Origin of the sequence: Sedimenticola thiotaurini, from assembly GCF_001007875.1 — a bacterium.
GTDB classification, from domain to species: domain Bacteria; phylum Pseudomonadota; class Gammaproteobacteria; order Chromatiales; family Chromatiaceae; genus Sedimenticola; species Sedimenticola thiotaurini.
In genome coordinates this window covers 3191207-3216300 of the sequence record NZ_CP011412.1, presented here as the reverse complement: position 1 = coordinate 3216300, position 25094 = coordinate 3191207, and the positions used below count along the sequence as shown (strand labels likewise).

The following is a 25094-nucleotide window of genomic DNA, read 5'->3' as shown; positions in this document are numbered from 1 at the left end:
GTCCACCACCGCATCCATAAACCGGGCTTATCAGATCACAGCAGTTATCAAGCCTGCACGTTGTCACCGGCGGTCACCGCCGGTTTTTTTTGCCCGGAAAAATCTGCCAGCCGATCAAAAAACAGAAAAATGCTCACCGATCGCCTACCCACCTGCGGGAGAGTCGGCAGCAAAGCGGGCAGATCCGCATAAAAATAAAAATCTGCTACAATCACTACTCTAATCGAAGTGAGTACTGACTCCTTAGCGATGTACTTTCTTGATTACTGTCATCGGCTCATCCCGGAACAGACCCGGTAATCTGCAACGGGTTCAGCCATCATCGAGCGCACAAACGCAGCCCCCGGGGCTGATCCAGGACAATCATCTCTTATCCTGATTTGCCCGGATCGATACATCCACGATACCCTCTATATAGTTCAAGGTTCGCTCAAGATTGACGCTATATTGGGCAGCCTTGAATACTTTAATTTGTCAGTCGGGGCCCATGAATGACGAACAATAACGACCAGGCCCCATCAGTACCCGTGACAACTACAACGGCTGCCAGGGCGGTCCCTATACAGATCAGTGATAAACGGACGCGCTGAACCGCCCCAGCAATAGAATTAACTTCGGGCAATACACGTTAAAAAATAGGATTACAGTTGCCCTTTTACAGGCCTATTTTCGCTGCATGAAATCCGAACAGCGTTACACCAACCTCCGGGAAAGCAATCTCAGCGGTGCAGGGGTCATGAAGATTGTCCTGATCTACGCCCTGCTCTCCATGCTCTACATCCTGTTTTCTGACATGTTGGTGAGCAGGCTGCTGGAGACACCGGAGGCGATCAATATCGCCAGCACCCTGAAAGGCTGGCTGTTCATACTGGCCACTTCACTGCTGCTTTACCTGCTGATGAGGCGACTGGTGGGCCAGGTGGCCATCTCCATGCAACGGGGTCAGGCCTTGCAGGCGGACCGCGTCCGCACCCTTAGGCTGTTGAATTCAATCACCGAGAACTCCAGTGACGTCATTTTCATCAAGGATCTGGAGGGGCGTTATCTGGTGGCCAATCCGGCGTTGTCGAGGCTGCTGGACATGCCGATGGAGCAGATCATCGGTCAAAATGATTTCCAGCTGTTTCCGGAAGATCTGGCACAAAGGTTCCGCCAGGATGACCAACACATTCTGGAATCGAAGGAGACCCGAACTGTCCATGAAACTCTGTTCACCAGAGACCAGTCCCGGCCCTACCTGACCACCAAGGGACCATTGATCATCGAGGGCAAAATCGAGGGGGTTTTCGGTATAGGGCGAGACATATCCCAGATCAAACAGGCAGAGGAGGAGATCAAGGAGGGGCTGCGCAACCTCCAGGCACAAGAACTTGAACTGCAAACGCTGTTCCAGGCCTTGCCGGATATCTATTTCAGACTGGCGCCGGATGGGACCGTGCTGGACTACCGGACACAAAGCGTCGACGAGCTCTATGTTGAACCAGAGGTGTTCCTTGGCAGACCGTTACGGGAGAGCCTGCCAGAGTCCCTGTCCCAACTGCTGGAAGACAGGATCAACCAGACCCTTAGAACCAACGAAATGCAGGTGTTCGAGTATGACCTGACCGTGAGGGGCGTGGAACATCACTACGAAGCCCGCCTGATAAAACTTCCGGACAAGGAGCAGTTGATCCTTATTATCCGCAAGATCTCCGATCAATACCGGGCACGCCAGGAACTGTTATTAAGTGAAAAGCGTTTTCGCACCATTTTTGAACAGGCGGCGGTAGGGGTCGCCCTGATCGATTCCAAAACCGGACGTATTCTGCGCATCAACCAGCGTTACTGCGACATGCTGGGTTATACAAGCGAAGAGATGACCGGGGGCAAGACATTTCCACAGATCACCCACCCCGAAGACCATCAACGGGATGAAAGTAACCTGGATCTGCTGCTGACCGGCGAGATAGACCAGTTTGAGATGGAAAAGCGCTACATCCACCGGGATGGCTCCATCATCTGGTGTAATCTCACCGTATCCCCGACCTGGCACCCCGACGAGGAGCCAACCAATCACATCGCTGTAGCGGTCGATATTACCGAACGCAAACAGGCAGAGGCGGCACAACAGGAGAGCGAGTCGCAGCTACGCACCCTGATTAACGCCACCCCGGACATCATCTGTTTCAAGGATGGCCAGGGGCGCTGGCTGCAAGCTAACGACGCCGACCTGGAGCTATTTGCGCTGACTGGTGTGGATTACCGGGGCAAGACCGATTCGGAGCTGGCCGATTTCACCGCCCCCATGTATCGAAAGGCATTCCTTGCCTGCGAGGAGAGTGATGAAAGGGCCTGGAGAAACAGGAGGACGTTACGTTGCGAAGAGGCCATTCCCAGGATGGACGGCACTACCGCCATCTACGATGTGATAAAAGTCCCCCTGCACCTTGATGACGGCACACGGCGTGGACTGATTATACTGGGACGGGATATTACTGATCGAAAACGGGTGGAACAGAAGTTGGCGTTGGCCAACTCGGAATGGACCCAGGCCCTGGATCAATTTGACGATGCCGTCTATCTGCTGGATACGGATCTTCAGCTGTTAAAGGCGAACAAGGCGTTCTACCAGATGACCGGGCTGGAGCCGGAGCAGAGCCTGGGCCAGCCCATCACCGAAATGTTGCATCCGGACGGTGGGGCCCATAGGTGCCCCATCTGCAGTAAACTCATAGACGGCACCGAAAGCATCTTCACCCTGGACGAAAACGACACCCGCAATCCGGACAAAAAACCGGTCGAGGTCAAAATAAAACGGCTGCGGGACGAATCCGGCACCAGCACCGGCATGTTAATCAGCATGCATGACCTGACCCATACCCGACAGATAGAGGAACGGCTGCGCCTGGCCGCCAGCGTGTTCGAGAACACGGACGAAGGCGTGATCATTACCGACGCCAATGCCAGGATTCTGGATGTGAATAAAGCTTTCACCCGTATTCAGGGTTACTCCCGGGAAGAGGTGATCGGCAAGAATCCCCGTATTTTCAAATCCGGACACCATGACCAGAGCTTCTTTCGCGACATGTGGCGCAACCTGAATGAGACCGGCCACTGGCGTGGCGAGATGTGGAATCGCCGCAAGAATGGTGAGCTGTTCCCCAAGTGGCAGACCATCAACCGGGTGGTGGACGCCGAAGGGAACCTGACCCACTACGTGGGCATCTTCGCTGACATTACCCATATCAAGCAGTCCCAGGAGAAACTGGACCACCTTGGTCACCATGATGCACTGACTGACCTGCCCAACCGTCTGCTGCTCAATGAGCGACTGGAACAGGCCGTCAAGCATGCACAACGCCACAACTCCCTGCTGGCGGTGATTTTCCTCGACCTGGATAACTTCAAACACATCAATGACAGCCTGGGCCATCCGGTAGGGGATCAGCTACTGCAGGAGGTATCACAAAAGCTGTTACAGGCCACCCGGCAGGACGACACAGTGGCCCGGATTGGCGGAGACGAGTTCGTACTGCTGCTGGAGGATATCGGCAAACCGGAGAATGCGGGTATCGCGGCGGAGAAGCTGACGGCCATTTTTGCCGAGCCATTCCAGCTGGTTGAGCACTCGATACGTGTCACAGCCAGTCTCGGCATCTGCATCTGCCCACAGGATGGCGAGGACCCCAGCACCCTGCTGCGCAACGCCGACTCGGCCATGTATCGGGCCAAGGAAGAGGGGCGTAACACCTACCAGTTCTACACCGAGGAGCTGACCCGCAACGCCTTCGAACGGGTGCTGCTGGAAAACAACCTGCGCCAGGCGATAGATGAAAAGCAGCTTTGCCTGCTTTATCAGCCCCAATACGATCTTCAAACTGACCGGGTAATCGGCCTGGAAGTCCTGCTGCGCTGGAACCACCCGGAACTGGGGACCATCTCACCCGCCAAGTTCATTCCGCTGGCGGAGGAGTCCGGTCTGATTCATCCGATTGGCGAGTGGGTGCTTAAAACCGCCTGTCAGCAGGGTCAGCTGTGGCAGCAGCAAGGGCTCGACTTTGGCCGCATCGCAGTCAATATTGCCGGTCCCCAACTGCAACGGGGAAACCTGGTCAATGAAGTGATGGCCGTACTGGACGAGACCCAGCTACAGACCGAGCACCTGGAGCTGGAGGTCACGGAGAGCTTTATCATGCAGCAGGGTGGAGCCGCCATTCCCCAGTTACAGGCACTACGTGACCTGGGACTGACCCTGGCGATCGATGACTTCGGCACCGGCTACTCCTCGCTCAGCTATCTCAAACAGCTGCCGATCCACAAGCTGAAGATCGATCAGTCGTTCGTGCGCGATATTCCCGGTGACCGCAATGACATGGCTATCGCGGACGCCATAATCGCCATGGGCAAGAGTCTGGGACTCACCGTCATTGCCGAAGGCGTGGAGACCGAGGCACAGGCCAGTTTTCTGAAACAGACCGGTTGCCAGGAGGGACAGGGCTACCTGTACAGCAAACCGGTTTCTGCCGACGTGATAGAACTCATGCTCACCAGTGGCCTTACCCGGCTCGACCAGCTCGTGAGCCAGCGGCCTGCCCTTCCGGATGCCCCCCTGGGCTGATGGCCCATCGGACCAGACGGGAAAAACCGACCCACTGGGCAGAACCCTCCTGGAGGCGTATTCACACGCCTCCAGGGCGCACACAAGGCCAGCAAACCGGCCATCTGCCCCCTAGAAGTGAATTATTTCACCCAGGGTCGGAATAGAGGCGTCCCAGTTGAACTCTTCAATGAACCGTTTCTGCAGGGCCAGCATGCTTTCACTCTCCCCGTGCACCAGGTAGAGACGCGGCATGGATTTACGCATATGGCCGGCCCACTCCAGTAACTGGGACTGCCCGGCGTGGGCGGAGAAGCCACCCAGGGTGTGAATCTGGGCCTTCACGGCTATCTCGCTGCCGAGAATCTTCACCTTCTTCACCCCATCCACCAACAGTCGCCCGAGGGTGCCCCGGGCCTGGAAACCGGCGATGATCAGGTGGGTGTTCTTGCGCCACAGGTTGTATTTCAAATGGTGACGGATACGCCCACCGTGGCACATACCGCTGCCGGCAATAATAATGGCGCCGCCGGCGATCTTGTTCAGCGCCATCGACTCCTCCACGCTGCGGGTAAAGCGCAGGATCGGCAGCCACTGCTGCCAGTCATGGGTCATGATCTGGCGGAACTCCGGATCATCCTTATTGAACAGCCGGGTGTTCTGTTCATAGATCTCACTGATACTGGTGGCCATGGGGCTGTCGATGTAGATATTGTTCTGCTTCAACTGCCCTGCGTGGTAAAGCTGCCCCAGGTGATAGATCAGATCCTGAGTACGGCCCACAGCAAAGGAAGGGATCAGCACATTGCCACCGCTATCGGCCGCCTCATCCAGAGCGGCGCGGAACTCATCCAGGGTCTGCTCCAGGGGCTGGTGATCCCGATTGCCGTAGGTGGATTCCATCAGTAACAGATCCGCCTCGGTGATGATGGCCGGATCCCGCATCAGCGGTGCCTGACTGTTCCCCAGATCCCCCGAAAAGACCAGTTTGCGGGTATCCCCCTTGTCATCGAACCAGAGCTCCACAATGGCTGAGCCCAGAATATGCCCCGCTTCACGAAAACAGAGCCGGATACCGGGCAGAATCTCTGCCTCTTCGCCGTAGGCCATGCCCTGACACAGCCCCAGTTCCAGCTCCACGTCCGCCGTATTGAAGAGAGGCTCCACGGCCTTTTTACCGGCCCGGGCCCGGCGCTTGTTCTCCCACTCCGCATCCTTCTCCTGCAGGAAAGCGGCATCCTTATGCATGGTCGGCAGCAGCGCCTGGGTCTGCCGGGTCATATAGATCGGGCCTTGATAGCCCTGTTTGGCCAGCAAGGGCAGCATACCGGAGTGATCCAGGTGGGCATGGGAGATGACGACCGCATCGATATCCGCCACTTCAAACGGAAAATGGCTCCCGTTGTTCCCGGTTGTGTTGGATTTTTTTCGCTTGCCACCCCGCTTGCCGTTGCTGTTTTCCCCCTGCAGCATGCCGCACTCCAACAGAATCTGCTGTTGCCCGTTTCTGATCAGGTAGCAGGAACCGGTTACCCGTTGTGCCGCACCCAGAAATGTCAGTGTCGTCATACATCCGCCCAGGGGTCATAAACCAAGAACCAAAACCATTTAAAACAATCTTATACGAGATACCGGATGCCGTCCGACAACCAGGACCAAATGTTGACGCCTGTCAATCCGTAATGGCGGCAGTTGTATCATCATTCGGGTAGGCCATTTTAGCCCGCCACGTAAAGAATCCATTTATCTGATCATTGGCACCAAAATATGACCGTCGATACCAAGCTGAAAAAGAACACTGAAGTTGACGCAACCCCCACCACCTGGCATGCCAAGCCGGTGAGCGAAGCCTTACAGGAACTCTCCAGCTGTGAACAGGGTTTAACCGCCGCGGAAGTGGAGCAGCGCCTGGAGAAATATGGCCCCAACCGACTCAATCCACCGGCAGCACGCAGCGCACTGGTGCGCTTCCTCGAGCAGTTCAAGAACGTATTGATTTACGTTCTGCTGGTCGCCGGGGCAGTCACTACTGCCATGGGTCATTTTATCGATTCCGGGGTTATTTTCGGTGTCGTTATCATCAATGCGATTATCGGCTTTATCCAGGAGGGTAAAGCCGAGCGGGCCCTGGAAGCAGTTCGTAACATGCTGTCACCCCAGGCCATGGTAATCCGGGACGGGAAACGTTTTACCCTGCCGGCGGAGCAGATTGTCCCCGGCGACCTGGTATTCATCCAGTCCGGTGACCGGGTTCCGGCCGACCTGCGGCTGATCAGCGTGCGCAACCTGCGCGTCGACGAAGCGATGCTCACCGGTGAATCCCTGCCAGTGGAGAAGAGCGTTGACCCCGTGGATATCGATGCTTCTCTGGGTGACCGGGACTGCATGGCCTATTCCGGCACACTGGTTACCTTCGGCCAGGGAACCGGCCTGGTGGTGGCTACCGGCGAACTGAGCGAGATCGGCCGAATCAGTACACTACTGGCCCAGGTGCAGGTACTGAACACCCCGCTGACCCGACAGATGGCCCAGTTTGCCAGCCGGCTCTCCATCGCCATCCTGGGCATCGCCCTGATAGCCGCCCTGTTTGGCGTACTGGTACATGACAACTCCCTGGAGGAGATGTTCCTGGCTGCAGTCGGCCTGGCGGTAGCCGCCATACCGGAGGGACTGCCCGCCATTATCACCATCACCCTGGCTATCGGCGTACAGCGCATGGCGGCCCGGAACGCCATTATCCGGCGCCTGCCGGCGGTGGAGACCCTGGGCTCGGTGAACGTGATCTGCTCGGACAAGACCGGCACCCTGACCCGCAATGAGATGATGGTCCAGTCGCTGGTATTTGCCGACGGGAGCTGCGAGGTGGAGGGCAACGGCTACGACCCACACGGCCAGTTCGTTGACCAACAGGGCAACCCCATGGATACAAACCATCCCCTGCTGAGCAGTTGCTGCCGGGCTGCCATGCTCTGCAACGATGCCACCCTGACCGAGGAGGAGGGCAACTGGAAACTGAATGGCGATCCCATGGAGGGAGCACTGGTGGTGCTGGGCATGAAGGGAGGATTTGACCAGACACTACTGCTTGAACAGATGCCGCGAACCGACGTAATCCCGTTTGAATCGGAACACCGGTTCATGGCCACCCTGCACCATGACCACACCGACCAAGGCTGTATCTACATCAAGGGGGCCATTGAGGCGATCCTGCCCCGCTGTACCAGCCAGATCACCACCATGGGCACACAACCGATAGACCCGGCCTTCTGGGCTACCCAGACCGAGTCCATCGCGGCCCGCGGACAGCGCACCCTGGCCATCGCCATGCGGCCGGTTGACCGGGTACAGCAGTCGCTCAATTTCGAGGACGTGGACGGCGACCTGATCCTGATCGGGCTGATCGGTATTGTCGATCCGCCACGCCCGGAGGCTATTGAAGCGATCGCACGCTGCTACTCCGCCGGCATCCAGGTCAAGATGATCACCGGAGACCATGTAGCCACAGCGCGAGCGATCGCCGGCAACATGGGCATCAGCAACCCCGACCGGTCACTCACAGGGGCCGAGCTGGAATCGATGGACGAGGCGATGCTCAGCCAGAAGGCCCTTGATAACAATGTATTTGCCCGCACCAGCCCGGAACAGAAGCTGCGCTTGGTAAAGGCATTGCAGGGTAATGAACTGGTGGTGGCCATGACCGGTGACGGGGTCAATGACGCCCCTGCCCTGAAGCGTGCCGACATCGGCGTAGCCATGGGCATCAAGGGGAGTGAAACCGCCAAGGAGTCCGCCGAGATGGTCCTGGCGGATGACAACTTCGCCTCCATCGTCAAGGCGATCGAAGAGGGTCGGACGGTCTACGACAACATCAAGAAATCGATTCTGTTCATCCTGCCCACCAACGGCGGGGAGGCACTGACTATCCTGGCCGCAATCGCCATGGGACGCTTGTTACCGGTAACCGCGGCACAGATCCTCTGGGTCAACATGATTACCGCTGTCACCCTGGCCCTCTCCCTGGCATTCGAACCGGCGGAAGCCAATATCATGCGGCGCCGCCCCCGTGACAGCCAGGACTCCTTACTCTCCCCCTTCATGGTGTGGCGCATCCTGTTTGTCTCGGTACTGATGGTACTGGCCACGTTTGGCCTGTTTATCTGGGAGCGGGAGAGCGGTGCCAGTATCGAGGTGGCACGTACGGTGGCGGTCAACACCCTGGTGGTGGCGGAGATTTTCTACCTGTTCAACACCCGCTATATCACCGCCCCCATACTGAACCGGAAAGGCCTGCTGGGTAACCGTTATGTGCTGATTGCCGTGCTGATCGTCTCCATATTCCAGCTGCTGTACACCTACCTACCGGTGATGCAACTGTTCTTCCACTCCGCCCCACTGGACAGTGACGCCTGGCTGCGGATTCTGGCCGCAGGCGCAACGCTGTTCTTCGTCGTGGAGATCGAAAAGTGGGTGGTGAGGCGATTTTTCCAGTAGCCGATAAAACCTGGCAGAACCGGTGCTTCGGCACCGGTTCAGGCCGCTGAGGAGTTGCCCAGATACTCCAGCCGGTAGCCGTGCTGATAGATCGCTTTCAACTGCCAGCCGTGTTCGGGCGTCAACTGCAGTTTCTGGCGTAACCGGCTGACGTGGGTATCCACGGTTCGGGTGGCGATATCAGCCGAGATACCCCAGATATCCTCCAGCAGATGATCCCTGGAGATAATTCGGCCCAGGTTGTTGAACAGCATCACCGCCAGTTTGAACTCCCGCTCCGTCAGTTCACAGCGGCGTCCGCCCTGGAGAATCTCACCCTTTTCAACATCAATGGAAATATCATCAAAGGAGAGCAACGTCTGCAGACGTTCCGGATTGCCCAGACGGCGCGCCAAAGCGTTAATGCGCGCCAAGGTAACCACCTGGGAGGCGGGCTTGATGATATAGTCATCCGCCCCCTGTTCCAGGGCATGCACAATATCGGCCTCTGAATCCCGCGCGGTCATGAACAGGACGGGAATGTGCCAGTCGATGTGCTTCCTCACCCAGCCCAGCACCTCAATACCGGACGACACGGGCAACTCCCAGTCGATCATCAGCAGATCGAAACTACTCCGCTTCAGGGTGCGTAGAAAATCGGCCGCTTCTGTATGGGGGTGACAGTGATGCCCCGCCCCTTCCAACCAAAGCTGGACCACCTTGAGCTGATCCTCATTGTCTTCCAATACGGCAATACGCACGGCTGACCTCGCAAAACGGTAACCTGGTTTAACAGAGTATTCAGCCCATCTTATCACTTCACAGGGGGCAGGCTAAGCCACCCCCCGCAATTACCCGCTTAATAGTTGTAACCGGACTCTTCATGACTGACGATATCCAGGCCCTGAATCTCCTGCTCCTCGGTCACACGCAGGCCGCCGGTCACCAAGGAGACCAGCCGCAGAATGAGATAGGAAGCCAAGCCGGTAAACAGGATAGCCACCAGCACACCGGTCAGCTGGACACCGAACTGCCCGCCCATGCTGCTGATTCCGTCGGCAAAACCAAAACCGCTGAACACCCCCAGATCCGGTGAGGAGAGCAGCCCGGCCAGCAGCGTTCCCATGATGCCGCCTATACCGTGCACGGGAAAGACATCGAGAGAGTCATCGATCTTGAGTACCCGCTTGATATATTGTGTTGCCGCAAAACAGACACTTCCGGCCAACAGACCGATAATCAATGCCCCGCCCGGCCCCACAAAACCGGACGCGGGGGTGATGGTGCCAAGCCCTGCCACCATACCGGTCACCGCCCCCAATACGCTCGGTTTGCCGAACTTTTTCCACTCGATCATGGACCAGGTCATGGCACCCGTGGCCGCAGCGATATGGGTAGCCAGCATGGCCATGGCAGCGTCCCCATTGGCCGCCAGGGCACTGCCGCCGTTAAATCCAAACCAGCCCACCCAGAGCATGCCGGCCCCGGTGACAGTCATGGGCAGATTGTGTGGCGGCATGGCGGTCGTGGGAAAGCCCTTGCGCGGCCCCAATACCAGGGCCGCGACCAGGGCGGCCACGCCGGCGGTGATATGCACCACCACACCACCGGCAAAATCGTATAGACCCATCTGTTGCAGCCAACCACCGCCCCAGACCCAGTGAGTAACCGGTACATACACCAGTAACAACCAGATACAGCTGAACAGCAGCATGGCGGAGAACTTCATCCGTTCGGCATAACCACCGATAATCAGTGCCGGGGTAATCACCGCAAAGGTCATCTGAAACAGCATGAAGAGTGATTCGGGAATATCGCCGACCAGTGACTCCCGACCGATACCGGCCATCATCACCTTGCTGAAATCACCAATCCAGGCGTTACCCTCGCCAAATGCCAGACTGTAACCCAGGATCAACCAGAGGATGGAGGCCGAGCCGGCTATGGCGAAGCAGTGCATCAGCACCGAGAGCACGTTCTTGGTTCTCACCAAACCGCCGTAGAACAGGGCCAGGCCAGGCAGGGTCATGAACAGCACCAGGGCCGTTGATGTGAGTATCCAGGCGGTGTTCGCATCATTCAGGCCGGTATCCGCCGCCTGAACCAACCCCGGTAGTAATACTGAAAGAAACACGACCCATAGTGGTTTTCTCATTTTCTCACTCCACGCTTAAAGCTCGGCCCTATCGCCCGGGATTATCAACACCCCGGACTCGGCCACCGTCAATAGAATTTCCGGCGGTTATTGCACGATTCATGCCCACAAATAATCACTTTAATAAACAGTAAGTTAGACATATGACGCCCCAAAATCAGGCGATCAACGCACTGTTAGTGGGCGAGCCGGCCGGATTGACGCACCAGAAGCGTGCGCAGAACCAGGCTGGTGCAGCGCACAGTTCTCCCCCGACCGATAGAAGGTCATGGGCAGATTGACGGGAAAGAAGGAATTGGCATACTAAAGGGAGTTCAGCCGGCAGGCCGACCTTCGACGAGGCACTTTGGTGGTCAAAGGCCGCCCCCTGTCGCTGCTGAAGAACACTGCACCTTGCAGGGGTGGCGTGGTGGTGCGGGGATCGAATCCCCGTCCAAAAAAAACCGCCCAACAAGGGCGGTTACAAGTCAGACATAGTGCCTGAAGCGGAGTCCTAAACGAACAAACGTACACGTCAATCGCTGATGCCCACTGCACATCGTTGGCATCAATAGTAGTGACCCGACAAATCGTGAAAAGTTTCCATCCCTGATTATTCAAATCGTTCAGATTACTGTTCACGAATGAGGTGCCTGCACGCTGCATCCCCGCCATTCTGTGTTAATAATGGCGAAACTAATCAGAACAACACAGGATAATGGTTTATGAATCGTAGAAAGATCTCCACGCTTTGTACCCTGATCGCGCTGATCCTGGCGCCACTGTTCCAGCCTCTCCAGGCCGGCTGGGACCCTCATAAGGAGAGTGGCGTCAGCAAGAGTAGCACCGGTAACCGGGGGGTAGACGAGGCGATTTTCCGGCTCAAGGCCCGGGATCCCGGCCTGAAACTGTTCTTCGACAAAGCCTACGGCTATGCCGTATTCCCCACGGTGGGCAAGGCCGGCTTCGGATTGGGTGGAGCTTATGGAGAGGGTGAGGTATATCGGCAGGGTCGTTTCATTGGTACCTCGACGCTCTCCCAGGTGACCATCGGGCTTCAGATCGGTGGCCAGGCCTATACCGAGATCATATTTTTCAGAAACAAACGGGCCCTGGATGATTTCACCAGCGGCAACTTTGAGTTCAACGCCCAGGCATCCGCCGTTGCAGTGACTGCCGGCGCCTCCGCCGACGCGGATTACAATAATGGCGTGGCAATCTTCACCCTGCCCAAGGGGGGCCTGATGGCCGAGGCCAGTGTTGGCGGACAGAAGTTCAGCTTTGAACCGGGCCGTTAAAGACGGCACCTATCTGCGCCCCGGTCAGCAAGCAAGCCGGAGTTAAAGAGAAACATCCGCATCCGGATATAGAAAGGCCCCGCGACAGTAACTGTCGCGGGGCCTTGATATGTGGTGGCTACGGGTGGAATTGAACCACCGACCTACGGGTTATGAGTCCGTCGCTCTAACCGACTGAGCTACGTAGCCAGAAGGCGGGGAAATATACCGGGGCTTCCGCCAACTGTCAATTCCAAACGTGCATCAAAGGATAAAATTTATTCAGCCAGCCACCAACCGGCTGAACAACCGCAACGCTGGCAGACCAGACCCTGGGCGTTCCTGGCTGCGCCATCACCCCATCACACGTTGAATCGGAAATGGATTACGTCGCCATCCTGAACCACATAATCCTTCCCCTCCAGGCGGAGTTTACCGGCCTCCTTGGCCCCCTGCTCCCCCTGACAGGCGATGAAATCGTCATAGGAGATCACCTCGGCACGGATGAATCCCCGTTCAAAGTCGGTATGGATCACACCCGCCGCCTGGGGCGCGGTGGCCCCGACCGGTATGGTCCAGGCCCGCACCTCCTTCACGCCGGCGGTAAAATAGGTCTCCAGCCCTAACAGGGCATAACCGGCCCGTACCACCCGGTCAAGGCCCGGTTCGTCGAGACCCATGTCCGTCAGGAACTCCTGCCGCTCGTCATCATCCAGTTCCGCCAGTTCGGCCTCTATCGCCGCGCACACCGGCACTACACCGGCCCCCTCACGTTCCGCCAGTTCCTGCACTGCGGTCAACAGGGGGTTGTCGACAAATCCATCGTCGGCCACATTGGCGATATAGAGGGTCGGCTTGATAGTCAGCAGGTGCAGATCCCGTAACGCCAGTTTCTGGTCGTCATCCAGGGACATGGAGCGCACCGGCTCACCTGAATCGAGGTGCGCCTTGACCGACTCCAGCAACTCCTTGAGTGACAGAATCTGTTTATCACCGGTACGGGCCTGCTTGACCGCCTTCAGCAGTGCTTTATCCACCGACTCCATATCGGCCAGGGCCAGTTCGGTATTGATGATCTCGATATCGGACAGCGGATCGATTTTGCCCGCCACGTGCACCACGTCATCATTTTCAAAACAGCGCACCACGTGACAGATGGCATCGGTCTCGCGGATATTGGCGAGGAACTTGTTACCCAGTCCCTCCCCCTTGGAGGCCCCTTCCACCAGCCCGGCAATATCCACAAACTGCATGGTGGTCGGGATAATATTCTGCGGCTTGACGATCTTCGCCAGCTCTTTCTGCCTGGGATCAGCAACCGGTACCACGCCCACATTGGGATCAATGGTACAAAAAGGATAGTTTTCAGCCGCGATCGTGGCTCGTGTCAATGCATTGAAAAGTGTCGATTTGCCCACGTTCGGCAAGCCGACGATGCCACATTTAAAACCCATGCTGTGTCGCCCCAACAGAAAAAGGGCAAGGATAGGGTAATTGGCGGCCAGTTGCCAGTCCATACCACGGGTTTATCACCCCGTCTGCCACTCGCAAAAGCGTTACAGATCCGGTTCTGGAGGTGCCCGTCACCCCTGCCAGTCCTAACCGTCGGTCTGTCCCATGCGCTTCACCAACTCCTGGGCAAGCAGCCTGAAATCCTCCGCCGAACGACTGTTGGGCCGGTATTCAAACACCGTCCTGCCGGCGCTCCTGGCCCGGTCAATCAGATCTGATTGGCAGATGACAGATCTGAGAAAATGGTCAGGGGCCAGGCTGCAAAACTTTGACGCGGCCGGCCCGGTGAGTCGGCGTCGTTGGGGGATACGATTCATCAGGACCGCATAATCCAGCGGCCGCTCTCTGGCCGAGCGAAACTGCCGAATAGTCTCCAGCAGACGGGGCAGCGCGGCAGCGCCCTCGTCATCGCCGGGCACCGGCATCAACACCATATTCACCCCTAACAGAAGATTGGCGGTCAAGGCGCCGGATCGGGATGGGCAGTCGAATATCATCACCGACTGGTCAGGGGTTTCACCTGTAATGGCCTGGCGCAGCCGCAGACCACTTTCCGATTCGGATGGTTGCTCCCGCTCGAATTCCGCCAGCCCGGCTCCGGCCGGGATCAGGTGCAGGGTATCCCGGGTACTGATGGTTACCGAATCAAGCGTGGCGGTTCCCTGCAGCACCTGGTCGATGCCCTGGGTCGGTGGCCTGAACAGTCCCAGGCCGCTGGAGAGATCACCGGCAGAATCGAGATCCACCAGGGTCACCGGGTAGCCGGCCAGAGACAGGGCGTGTCCGAGATTGATCGTTGTGGCCGTTTTACCGGCACTTTTCTGGTCATTGAAAACGGCTATGCTGTACATGCTCAACCCGTGTTAATTTCACCGGCAGGCCGAGCCGGCAACTGCACCGGGGTAGATACGGATCACGCCGCTTCATCCAGGCGTTTCCTGACCCCCTCTGCCAGCATGGTCAGATCGTTTAACGGCTTCAGATAGACATGTTCTTCCCTGATACCCAGCCGCTTCAATTCGTCGCTGAGATAAAACTCCACCGAGCCGGTATGAATCAGAAAGCGCAGACTCGGTAACACCCGGATCGCTTTGGTGATGAATATATCACCACTCATGCCTGACAAACGCATATCCACAATGGCCAGGTCAAATATCTCGTGCCGCAATCGTTCAAGAGCTTCCTCGGCACTCTCTGCCGACTCGACCTGATAGTCGTAATCTTCCAGAAACGCACACAGGCTCTCCCGGATGGAGATCTCATCATCAATAACCAGGATGCGGCCCGACTCAGACAAGATCGCCCCCTCCATGAGTGTCGTTTCGCTCAGCCACGTAGGCCTCGAACTCGTCAATCGGCAACGCTTCGCTGAAATAGTAGCCCTGATAACGCCCACATCCCTTCTCCTGGAGGAATTTCAACTGCGTCTCGGTCTCCACACCTTCAGCAATCACTTCCAGCCCGAGATGGTCTGCCATCGCGATGATCGTCTCCACAATGGCTGCATTGCTCTCGTCCTCCTGCAGCTCTTCAACAAAGCTCCGGTCGATTTTCAGAATATCCAGCGGCAGCTTCTTCAGATAGGCGAGCGACGAATAACCGGTACCAAAATCATCAATCGATATCTTCACGCCCAGCGCCTTGAAAGAGGCCATTTTCTCCACTGTGTCGGCAACATTATCGATCACCACGCCCTCGGTCAGTTCCAGGCCCAGCAAGCGGGGATCCGCACCGGTGTCGGCCAAAATCCGCTCCACCCGCTCAGGGAAGTCCGGCTGGCGGAACTGCCAGGGGCTCACATTGATGGCGATATGCCGCAGCAGAGTGCCGAAATGGTCGTCACTCCAGCGGGTGATCAACCGACAGGCAGTGCGCAGCACCCAGTCGCCGATGGGCAGGATCAGGCCGGTCTCCTCGGCTACCGGGATAAAGCGGTCGGGCATAATCATCCCGTGTTCCGGGTGCTCCCAGCGCAGCAGCCCCTCCGCACCGCAAACGCTGCCGTCACTATCGATTTGTGGCTGAAAATAGAGCCTGAGCTGATTGTGCGCAATGGCCAACCGCAGATCCTTCTCAAGCCCCAAACGCTCATCCGCCTCCGCCTGCATATCCGGCAGAAAGAAGCGTATAGTGTTTCTGCCCGACGATTTGGCCCGATACATAGCGGTATCACTATGCTTCAGGACCGCATCCCCATCCTCCTCCTGCATCGGAAACAGGGTGATGCCGATACTGGGCGTAATGTACAATTCATGATCACGGATCAGGATCGGAAACGACAATATCTGCATGATCCGTTCGGCAATGGCCTGGACCTCTCTTTTCGTCTCGGAACCGTTTTGGCCCAGGTTGGCCAGCAGCACCACGAACTCGTCGCCGCCGATTCTTGCCACTGTATCGCCTTCCCCAAGCACCCCTTTCAGGCGTCTGGAGACTTCACACAGCAGTTGATCACCAACACTGTGGCCGAGTGAATCATTGATTGTTTTGAAGCGATCCAGATCGATCAGCAGGAGGGCGCCAGTGTAGCCGTGGCGCCGCGACCGGCTAAGCGCCAGTTCCAGTCGATCCAGTAGCAGGCTCCGGTTGGGCAGATCGGTCAGGATATCGTAATACGCCTGATACTCAATTTTTGCTTCTGCCTGCTTGCGTTCGGTGATATCCCGGAATACGCCGTAGATGCGCCCCTTACCGGTCGGTGATTCAGCCTCCCGGGTTGCAGAAACGGCGCAGGGTCGTTTCGATCCATCCTGTTCCAGCAACAGCACTTCGAAGTCGCTCACCGTACCAGACTGTTCCAGTCGATCCAGCAGACTGTCACAATGGGCGGGATCCGCAAAGGAGTCCCAAAACAGACGTCCCAGCAACTGCTCCCGCTCATAGCCCAGATTGTCAGCAATGGACGGGGACAGCTCTTCAATTACGCCTTCCAGGTCGACCTGGAAATAGACATCAGTGAGGCTGTCAAATATTGAGCGGTACTTCTCTTCACTCTGTTTGAGCTGCCGATAGGCCTCCCGCATCTCTTCATTGGCATGCTGCAACTCTTCTGTCCGGATCGCAACCTGCTCTTCGAGGTGCTGCTGGTATGCGCGGTTTTCCCGCATCAGCCGGCTTCGCTCCAGGTTCCGCTTCACCGCATGCAGCAGTACCGAAAGATCCTGAACCGGTTTCAGCATGTAGTCCCACGCGCCCAGGCGCAGTGCCTGGATAGCGTCATCAATAACGCCAGTGCCGGATACGACAATAATCGGCGTGTCGGGTGAGTGGCTTACGATGAAGTTGAGCACCTGAAGACCGTCGACTTCAGGCATGCGAAGATCAACCAACACCAGATCGGGATGGTGGGATTCGAACAGCGCTATACCGGCCCGGCCATCCCCTGCCTCCAACACCCTGTAGCCGTAATCTTCGAGGTAAAGGTGGAAACTCTCCCTGATCGCAGGCTCATCATCAATGGTCAGAATTGTGGCGGAAGCGTCCAACTCGTGATTCATAAAAGACGTCCCGACGATACCCGCATCCTAATCAGGCCGTTTGTTAAGATGATGGTTATAGCGGTCAAAATTCGTATCCCCAAGGCCTCCCCACGACCCAGGCGAATCACGGGAAAAACAGCATGCTATTTATCAGCCGGACGCAACTGCCGGTGTATCACCAAGATCCGGGTCCGCCTCTGCAAGCTTATGGCTCATCATATCCCGAACCCATCCAAAAAATCTTTAGGGATTTTAACACCCGCGCACGGACATGCCACACATAAGCAACGGATAGCATCAAATAATAGTCGAATGGTGTGGGCACACCGAGAGAAGGTTAACAATTCCGCTGGTACAGGTCATCAACCATAACCGGGCTGCCGGAAAAGGCCGCTTTCGAGCCAAATGGAGCACCACCATCCCGGCACATGGGGTATAAACCAGTCCGATAGCAAAAACCTACTGACAATAAAAAGCCGGGCGATGGTGACCACCGCCCGGCTTGCTGGGTGTCGCTGATTATTTCTTTCTTTCCAGCGTCTCCTTGATTACCTCTTCGGCCACATTCTTGGGGCACGGCAGGTAATGGGAGAACTCCATCGAGAACTGGCCACGACCGGAAGTCATGGTACGCAGGTCACCAATGTAGCCAAACATCTCGCTCAGGGGCGCCTCGGCCTTGATCCGGACACCGGTAGGCGCGGTATCCTGGGACTTGATCATACCGCGGCGACGGTTGAGGTCACCAATCACGTCACCGACATGATCTTCCGGGGTATAGACATCCACCTTCATGATCGGCTCGATCAGCTGCGGGGCAGCCTTCGGTATGGACTGCCGATAGGCACCCTTGGCCGCAATCTCAAACGCAACCGCCGAGGAGTCCACCGCGTGGAACGCACCATCCACCAGGGTCACTTTGACATCCAGACAGGGGAAGCCGGCCAGTACGCCTTTCTCCATGCTGTTGGCAAAGCCTTTCTGGATGGCAGGCCAGTACTCCTTGGGAACGTTACCACCCACAACCACTGACTCGAACTGGAAACCACTGCCGGGCTCGCCGGGCTCGATGATGTAGTCGATTTTACCGAACTGACCGGAACCACCGGACTGTTTCTTGTGGGTGTAGCTGTCTTCAACCCGCTGGGTGATGGTTTCGCGATAGGCCACCTGGGGCTTGCCAACGGTCACATCCACGCCATGGGTACGACGCAGAATATCGATTTTGATATCCAGATGCAGCTCACCCATACCCTTGAGGATGGTCTCACCACTCTCTTCGTCAGTCTCGACATAGAAGGAGGGATCCTCCTGAACCATCTTGTTCAGGGCGATACCCATCTTCTCGACAGCGGCTTTGTCCTTGGGAGTAATGGAGATGGCGATAACGGGATCCGGGAACACCATGGGTTCCAGGGTAGCCGGGTCTTTCGGATCACACAGGGTGTGACCGGTTTTGACATTCTTCATGCCCACGACAGCAACGATATCGCCCGCCTGCGCCCGGGTCAGCTCCTGACGAGAGTCCGCATGCATCTCGACGATTCGGCCAATTCGCTCGGTCTTGCCGGTGAAGGAGTTCATCACCGTCATACCCTTCTCCAGTACGCCGGAGTAGATGCGGATAAAGGTCAGGGCACCAAAACGGTCATCCATGATCTTGAACGCCAGGGCGCGCAGCGGTGCATCCGGGGTCACGATAGCGAATTTACCGGTCTCATTACCTTCCAGGTCAACTTCTGGCTGCGGTTCAACTTCCTGCGGATTGGGCAAGTAGTCGACAACCGCATCCAATACCAGCTGCATGCCCTTGTTCTTGAAAGCGGAACCGCAGTAGGTGGGGAAGAAGTCCAGCTTGATCGTACCTTTGCGGATGCAACGCTTCAGGTCTTCGATAGAGGGCTCCTCACCATCGAGGTACTTCTCCATCAGCTCATCGTCCTGCTCGACAGCGGTCTCCACCAGCATCTCGCGATACTCTTCAACTTTGTCCACCATATCAGCAGGGACATCCTGCAACTCGTAATTCATCGGATCGCCGGACTCATCCCAGACCCAGGCCTTGCGGGTCAGCAGATCGACAACACCCTTGAGCTCATCTTCCACACCGATCGGCAGCACCATGACCAGCGGATTGGCGCCCAGCACGTTCTTGATCTGGTCAACCACGCGATAGAAATCGGCGCCCATACGGTCGAGTTTATTCACGAAGATGATACGGGCCACTTCCGACTCATTGGCATAACGCCAGTTGGTCTCGGACTGGGGCTCCACACCACCGGAACCACAGAATACGCCAATGCCGCCATCCAGTACCTTCAGGGAGCGGTACACCTCGATGGTGAAGTCCACGTGTCCCGGGGTGTCGATGACATTGAAGCGGTGATCTTTCCAGAAACAGGAGGTAGCAGCAGACTGAATGGTGATGCCGCGCTCGGACTCCTGGTCCATAAAGTCCATGGTGGACTCACCGTCATGCACTTCACCGAGCTTATGGATCTTACCTGTCAATTTCAGGATGCGCTCGGTGGTGGTTGTTTTACCAGCATCTACGTGAGCGAAGATACCGATGTTTCGGTAATGGCTTAGATCTGTCATGTTCGTACTCTAGGGTTAGACATTAAATATAGTATCTGGCGACCACCTATACAGACTCCCCGGAAGAGTTGGATAGCGGTACTCTCCGCCAACCAAACCGCCCCAACTGAGTTATAGGCCCGGGTGATCTGCAGGCCAACAACAAATTGTTCAACGAGCCAGATGCTGGTGGTAGCATGAGATGAATCGCCTAAATCCCTGCCATTAAGGCAGCACAAGGCGACCCAGCCATAAATAGCCGGCTATTCTAACCTGAAACTCTGGCTGAGTGCTAAAGTTTCCTGCGCGATTTGGAAGATTTTTTCGACAATGGCGTTACGCCCGACCCGCCGCACTTCGGCCGGAAGTGAATTTACCGACTAACCTGGCCAGATCACACCAACAGTCGCTTCAAAACCTTTCTTTTTACAGGAAAATAGATATGGAGCTGGCGACAGGAGTCGAACCCGCGACCTGCTGATTACAAATCAGCTGCTCTACCAACTGAGCTACGCCAGCCAAAATAGCGAGGGGCCTATTCTAGAAGATCCCACCTGATGTGACAACGCGGGAGCAGGGGTATTGTTCATTTTTTATCTCCCCCTCAGACTCCCTGAGCCGGGCTTCCGCCCGCTCGACCCCGGACTGATCTGAGCGATAGTCAATCCAATAGCTGGGAACTGTGATCAGCCTTGGTACCACGTCGGCGCGATGCCCTTTGTTGGCGACCTCCTGTTGGCGTTTCTGGGCGTTACTCTTGTTGGAAAACACCCCCAGGGAGATCCCGTCTTTCAAATCGCCTTTCACAAAACGCCGAATGTCTTCAATGCCGCTGGCTCGCAGCTGTTTCACTTTTTCAATCGCTGCTTGCTGACTGGACAACGGCGGAATCAACACCCAGAACCCTATGGGTTTCTCCATGGATTCCCGACGCAGTGAGGCATCCATACCCTGACCAACCAAGGATTCCGCTATTGCACGGGCTTCTGCGCCCCGCTCGAATGGCCCAAAGGCACCACAAACTGGCGGAGGTGGCTCTGTCGGCTCCTTGCGGTCTGAACTTTGACTGACAGCGGCATCCGCTTTGCTATCAACCACCGGTACATCGAGTGACTTTTCGGGAGCAGGGATTGCCGCCAGATCCTGTTTCGGCGCCAGACCGGGTTGAGGATCCACGGTTTTCTCCTCCACAATCGGATTTGGCTGTTCGGCCTTAACCTCACTCAGCAGCTGTAAATCACCAATATCTCGCGATACTTTGGTGGTGGCCATTGCCCGGTCTGGGTCCCGCTGCAAACCCCAACCGAGGATGGCCAAGTTTGTCAGTAACAGCAGAATAAAAAGCCATTTCATGATATCAAATCCATCCGCTCTGCTATTGCCGCCAACCCTTTCATAACCAGCTCCCGGTCGAGCTGGTAAGTTACTGTTAATCGCTCGGCCACCTGCACCGCATCGCTTCCAGTGAGGATCAGCTTCGGGATCCCATGGCCGTCAGATTCCGCTTGCGCAACGGCCCGTTCGATCAGTGCCGCCGCCGAGTTGATGGCCGCGGAAGCCACGCCGGACGCGGTATCCCGACCAAACAGGCTGTCGGGCGCGATATGGGAAACTCTGGGTATCCGGGTCTGCTGCAGCAGGGACTCCCGCATCAGGGAGAGTCCGGGCAGGATCATTCCCCCCTGGTGCAGGCCGTTGCCATCCATCAGATCCACAGTAATCGCGGTGCCGCAATCCACTATACAAACCGGCCCGGGCTCCTGTCGACGCACAGCCAACAGGGTCAACCAGCGGTCCACACCCAACTGGGCGGGATCCCTATAGCCATTGGTAACGCCACACGCCTCAGCAACCGGCTGCACCAGGGACGGTAACTTGCCCCAGCGGGTCTGCATCCAATCACTCAGACCCGATGCCAGCCCGGCACCCGCAACGTTGGCCAGGTAGATGGCATCAGGCGGCGGTATATCGGACCAGCACTGATTCGCCAGCAGATTGAGATCATCCCCAACCGCACGGTGACTTTTTGTACCGACAGGTGATAGCTCTCCCGCCTGCAACAGCGACCATTTCAGATTGGTATTGCCGATATCTATGAGTAGTATGCTGTTGCTTTTCATAAAGCATCCATCCAATCTGTCAGCGATTCAGGCCGGCCGGAGCGAGACCTCGCCACCATGGTACGCACGCACACCATCCGCGGTCTCAAGCAATAGTGCCCCACTCGCCTCCACACCCCGGTGTACCCCTTCGATCTGCCGTGAGCCCATCTGTAACAGCACTTTTCTACCGTCATACAGATCATGTTTCCGCCACTCGGGAATCATGACGTTAAAGCCCTGCTCTTCATACCTGGACAGCACACTGACCAGATCATCCAGCAGCACGGCCACCACCCGGTTCCGGGACAGTCCGGCCCCACCAGGCAGTTGATCGAGGCTTGTCCAGGGCTGATCAATCCCATCGGCTTCATCCTCGGAGAGGCGCAAATTCATACCCAGGCCAAGAACAACACGACTGGGCCCGGACTGCTCTCCAGAAACTTCGAGCAGCAGACCGGCCAGCTTTCGATTATTCCACAAGATATCATTTGGCCACTTCAGGCCAACCTCTTCGATTCCCAGTCGATGCAATGCGCGGATCACCGCCAGACCTGCCGCCAGACTGAGCCCCGACAGGGCCGCGGGGGCAAGGCCATACTCCCAGAACAGAGACAGGTAGATGTTACGGCCAAATGGCGAAATCCAATGTCGACCCCGTCGTCCCCGGCCCTCACTCTGCTGCTCCGCAAGGCAGACATGCCCTGCCTTTAACTCACCGGCGGCCTTTTCCATCAGGTAGCTGTTGGTGGAAGGAATGGTGTCGTGAATCTCCAGATGACGAATCCAGTCATGGCTCGGCTCTGCCAACTGAGCGCGAATTTGTCGTGCATCCAACAGCTCCAACCTATTCGGCAGTCTGTATCCCCGCCCGGGTACGGAGTGAATTTCCAGTCCAAATTGATCCCGCAGGACAACCAAATGTTTCCAGACCGCTGCCCGACTTATCCCCAGGATCCCGGCCAGGTCCTCCCCGGAGTGCCACAGACCATCAGCCAGCAGCGCCAGTAGCTGTTGTCGACTGTTCATCATACTATCGGCTGACAACTTTGCTCAGACATTGCCGGGCAAGCCGTTTAACCACTCGTGCCGACGCTTAAGGGTTTGTTCATCTACACCCTCTTTGAGCCAGAGCTCGCAGATATTCGCGCTAGCGGGTAGAGGCGTGACGTCAAATCTCATCAATTCGTCACGCCTAAAAACCACTACTTCGAGCGGCTCGCCCTTACTGGCACAATTAATTGTGTTATCCATGTTAGCTTCAGACACCCTCAACCCATCTATGGCGACCAACACATCGCCCGCAGAGATTCCGGCAAGCTGGGCAGCTCCCTGATCAAATACATGGGTTACTACCACATCCTTTCCGTCAGTCCGGGTTGCTACGCCTAGCACCAGTCGCGGAGCTGTAGCAGGCGTTTTATCTCTAGATACATCCCGGACTCCACCCTGGTCCAATGCGCCACGGGCCTCTCGCAACTGAAAGCCTACACCGACCTGATCCAGGTAATCGGCCAGATCCAGATCATCGTATCCTCTGACTGCCTGATCAAAGAAAGTCTTCAGATCAATACCGGTAAATTCCTCGATAAACTGTTCTATCTCCTGCTCCCCCAAGCCAATGTCCTGCCGCCCATAGCGCAGCCACAACGCCCTCATAACCTGGTCAAGGGTCAGACGCCCAGCCGTTTCAGTTCGAATAAGCAGATCGAGAACCAGTGCAACCAAGGCGCCCTTGGTGTAGTAACTGACCACGGCATTTGGGGCGTTTTCATCCTGCTTGTAAAACTTGGTCCAGGCATCGAAACTGGATTCTGCCACCGATTGCTTAAACCGACCCGTACCTCGGTAGACTCGACTCAGGGATCTGGCCAGCAACTCCAGATAACTGTTCTCATCAATGCGGCCAGAACGTAGCAAGCCCAGGTCGTCGTAGTAAGAAGTTACCCCCTCAAAGAACCACAGCAGAGTGGTGTGGGTCTCCCGGGTTAAATCACTCTGCATCAATTTTAACGGCCGGATACGTTTAACATTCCACAGGTGAAAATACTCATGGCTGCATAAACCCAAAAACTGCCGATAACCTTCGTTAATCTCAGTCATGCCAGTTTGGGGCAAGTCGTCCCTTTTGCAGATCAGAGAGGTAGAACTGCGATGTTCCAGACCGCCATAACCATCGCCCAAAGCCGTTACCAGAAACAGATACCGGTCCATCCGGGGTAATTCACCAAACATCGAGATATGCTGACCACATATCTTCTTCAGGTCTGTGCAGATACGTTCCAAATCAGCGTAATGTTTCCCGGTTATCACCAGATCGTGCGGTACACCGGCTACCTCAAAACTTGCGTGACTGAATTCACCCATCTCAACCGGGTGATCAATCAACTCCTCATAATTGCCTGCCCGGTAACGTCCAAACCCGTATGGCTCAGCACCACGAGACGGCAGCGTGGTGGCCACACGCCAGTGGGCATATTGGTTACCGTCGGGCGCTGTTATATCCACCTGACAGACCTGATCTTCCTGACCATGCACCCGCAAAAAAACACTGGTTCCATTAAAAAAGCCGTGAGTGGTATCCAGGTGCGCCCCCCGGACAGAGAGATCCCAGGCGTATACCAGATAACGGAGAGATACCGGTCCATCAATCTCCGGGAGCTTCCAGGTCTGCTTATCCAGCTTAACCAGGTCCAAACGCTTTTCGCCGGCAAACGCACTGATTGAGACAATATTTTTGGCAAAATCCCGGATCATGTAACTGCCGGGTATCCAGGCGGGCAAGGAAACCACCTGGCCCGCGGGATCCGGCCGGTGAATTGTGATGTTAACCTGGAACTGATGAGTCTCAGGAGAAAGTGGCTTGATTACATAATCGATCATTGAAGGTTGGCCCGTGGCAGTCACTGCTGAACTCTATCAAAATAAGTGCTTAAAGAAGAGGTAGAAGTATAAAGTATAGGAGTAGCC

The 25094-nt window shown here is 56.4% G+C and carries 16 protein-coding genes and 2 tRNA genes; 3 read left to right on the top strand and 15 right to left on the bottom strand.

What is annotated here, in order from left to right; all coding sequences use genetic code 11:
- Window positions 1-47: 47 nt before the first annotated feature.
- Window positions 48-215 carry a hypothetical protein gene (locus AAY24_RS19270; RefSeq protein WP_199930391.1) on the bottom strand — a complete coding sequence of 56 codons (168 nt, stop codon included), beginning with the start codon at window positions 213-215 and terminating at the stop codon, window positions 48-50.
- A 461-nt stretch (window positions 216-676) separates the two neighbouring features.
- On the opposite strand from AAY24_RS19270, the gene AAY24_RS14795 reads away from it, so the two are divergent.
- Window positions 677-4597: a PAS domain S-box protein gene (locus AAY24_RS14795; RefSeq protein WP_052761263.1), complete on the top strand. Its 3921-nt coding sequence runs from the start codon at window positions 677-679 to the stop codon at window positions 4595-4597.
- A gap of 111 nt (window positions 4598-4708) precedes the next feature.
- Here the strand turns inward: AAY24_RS14795 and AAY24_RS14790 are convergent, their stop codons facing one another.
- A complete protein-coding gene (locus AAY24_RS14790; RefSeq protein ID WP_046860334.1) occupies window positions 4709-6145 on the bottom strand; it encodes an MBL fold metallo-hydrolase RNA specificity domain-containing protein in 1437 nt (478 codons plus the stop codon).
- Between the two features lie 198 nt (window positions 6146-6343).
- Here AAY24_RS14790 and AAY24_RS14785 point away from each other — a divergent pair, with 198 nt between their 5' ends.
- Entirely contained in the window at window positions 6344-9067 is a 2724-nt protein-coding gene (locus AAY24_RS14785) for a cation-transporting P-type ATPase (RefSeq protein WP_052761262.1), read from the top strand.
- Window positions 9068-9105: 38 nt separating this feature from the next.
- On the opposite strand, the gene AAY24_RS14780 is transcribed toward AAY24_RS14785, so the two are convergent.
- Together AAY24_RS14780 and AAY24_RS14775 are read right to left on the bottom strand one after the other, a co-directional pair.
- Window positions 9106-9807, bottom strand: a complete 702-nt coding sequence (locus AAY24_RS14780; protein WP_046860333.1) for a response regulator transcription factor — start codon at window positions 9805-9807, stop codon at window positions 9106-9108.
- Window positions 9808-9905: 98 nt separating this feature from the next.
- On the bottom strand, window positions 9906-11201 hold the full coding sequence (locus AAY24_RS14775; protein WP_046860332.1) for an ammonium transporter: 1296 nt from the start codon (window positions 11199-11201) through the stop codon (window positions 9906-9908).
- Window positions 11202-11905: 704 nt separating this feature from the next.
- Here AAY24_RS14775 and AAY24_RS14770 point away from each other — a divergent pair.
- Window positions 11906-12478 carry a lipid-binding SYLF domain-containing protein gene (locus AAY24_RS14770; RefSeq protein WP_046860331.1) on the top strand — a complete coding sequence of 191 codons (573 nt, stop codon included), beginning with the start codon at window positions 11906-11908 and terminating at the stop codon, window positions 12476-12478.
- 112 nt (window positions 12479-12590) lie between these two features.
- Here the strand turns inward: AAY24_RS14770 and AAY24_RS14765 are convergent.
- The 11 genes from AAY24_RS14765 to AAY24_RS14715 form a co-directional block, all read right to left on the bottom strand.
- Window positions 12591-12667 (bottom strand) — tRNA-Met (locus AAY24_RS14765).
- Window positions 12668-12819: 152 nt separating this feature from the next.
- A complete protein-coding gene (gene ychF / locus AAY24_RS14760) occupies window positions 12820-13911 on the bottom strand; it encodes a redox-regulated ATPase YchF (RefSeq protein ID WP_046861345.1) in 1092 nt (363 codons plus the stop codon).
- Between the two features lie 144 nt (window positions 13912-14055).
- The gene (locus AAY24_RS14755) at window positions 14056-14820 is read right to left on the bottom strand and encodes a ParA family protein (protein WP_046860330.1); all 765 of its coding nucleotides are present in this window, start codon (window positions 14818-14820) and stop codon (window positions 14056-14058) included.
- A gap of 62 nt (window positions 14821-14882) precedes the next feature.
- Window positions 14883-15266 carry a response regulator gene (locus AAY24_RS14750; RefSeq protein WP_199930390.1) on the bottom strand — a complete coding sequence of 128 codons (384 nt, stop codon included), beginning with the start codon at window positions 15264-15266 and terminating at the stop codon, window positions 14883-14885.
- Window positions 15259-17466, bottom strand: coding sequence for an EAL domain-containing response regulator (locus AAY24_RS14745; RefSeq protein ID WP_046860328.1), 2208 nt, complete (start codon window positions 17464-17466; stop codon window positions 15259-15261). The genes AAY24_RS14750 and AAY24_RS14745 overlap by 8 nt, the downstream gene beginning before the upstream one ends.
- A 501-nt stretch (window positions 17467-17967) precedes the next feature.
- The gene (gene fusA, locus AAY24_RS14740; protein ID WP_046860327.1) at window positions 17968-20046 is read right to left on the bottom strand and encodes an elongation factor G; all 2079 of its coding nucleotides are present in this window, start codon (window positions 20044-20046) and stop codon (window positions 17968-17970) included.
- Window positions 20047-20468: 422 nt separating this feature from the next.
- A tRNA-Thr gene (locus AAY24_RS14735) sits at window positions 20469-20544 on the bottom strand.
- Window positions 20545-20565: 21 nt separating this feature from the next.
- Entirely contained in the window at window positions 20566-21378 is an 813-nt protein-coding gene (locus AAY24_RS14730; RefSeq protein WP_046860326.1) for an SPOR domain-containing protein, read from the bottom strand.
- Window positions 21375-22145 carry a type III pantothenate kinase gene (locus tag AAY24_RS14725; protein ID WP_046860325.1) on the bottom strand — a complete coding sequence of 257 codons (771 nt, stop codon included), beginning with the start codon at window positions 22143-22145 and terminating at the stop codon, window positions 21375-21377. Before AAY24_RS14725 ends, AAY24_RS14730 begins: the two co-directional genes overlap by 4 nt.
- A gap of 27 nt (window positions 22146-22172) precedes the next feature.
- Window positions 22173-23156, bottom strand: a complete 984-nt coding sequence (gene birA / locus AAY24_RS14720) for a bifunctional biotin--[acetyl-CoA-carboxylase] ligase/biotin operon repressor BirA (protein WP_046860324.1) — start codon at window positions 23154-23156, stop codon at window positions 22173-22175.
- 21 nt (window positions 23157-23177) lie between these two features.
- Complete coding sequence (locus tag AAY24_RS14715) at window positions 23178-25007, bottom strand: M61 family metallopeptidase (RefSeq protein ID WP_046860323.1); 1830 nt, start codon at window positions 25005-25007, stop codon at window positions 23178-23180.
- Between the last annotated feature and the right edge of the window lie 87 nt (window positions 25008-25094).

Coding starts and splice junctions, on each gene's coding strand:
- AAY24_RS14785 (WP_052761262.1), top strand. CDS start 6,344: ATGACCGTCGATACCAAGCTGAAAAAGAACACTGAAGTTGACGCAACC.
- AAY24_RS14745 (WP_046860328.1), bottom strand. CDS start 17,466: ATGAATCACGAGTTGGACGCTTCCGCCACAATTCTGACCATTGATGAT.
- AAY24_RS14715 (WP_046860323.1), bottom strand. CDS start 25,007: ATGATCGATTATGTAATCAAGCCACTTTCTCCTGAGACTCATCAGTTC.
- AAY24_RS14795 (WP_052761263.1), top strand. CDS start 677: ATGAAATCCGAACAGCGTTACACCAACCTCCGGGAAAGCAATCTCAGC.
- birA (WP_046860324.1), bottom strand. CDS start 23,156: ATGATGAACAGTCGACAACAGCTACTGGCGCTGCTGGCTGATGGTCTG.
- fusA (WP_046860327.1), bottom strand. CDS start 20,046: ATGACAGATCTAAGCCATTACCGAAACATCGGTATCTTCGCTCACGTA.
- AAY24_RS14770 (WP_046860331.1), top strand. CDS start 11,906: ATGAATCGTAGAAAGATCTCCACGCTTTGTACCCTGATCGCGCTGATC.
- ychF (WP_046861345.1), bottom strand. CDS start 13,911: ATGGGTTTTAAATGTGGCATCGTCGGCTTGCCGAACGTGGGCAAATCG.
- AAY24_RS14775 (WP_046860332.1), bottom strand. CDS start 11,201: ATGAGAAAACCACTATGGGTCGTGTTTCTTTCAGTATTACTACCGGGG.
- AAY24_RS14725 (WP_046860325.1), bottom strand. CDS start 22,145: ATGAAAAGCAACAGCATACTACTCATAGATATCGGCAATACCAATCTG.
- AAY24_RS14755 (WP_046860330.1), bottom strand. CDS start 14,820: ATGTACAGCATAGCCGTTTTCAATGACCAGAAAAGTGCCGGTAAAACG.
- AAY24_RS14790 (WP_046860334.1), bottom strand. CDS start 6,145: ATGACGACACTGACATTTCTGGGTGCGGCACAACGGGTAACCGGTTCC.
- AAY24_RS14730 (WP_046860326.1), bottom strand. CDS start 21,378: ATGAAATGGCTTTTTATTCTGCTGTTACTGACAAACTTGGCCATCCTC.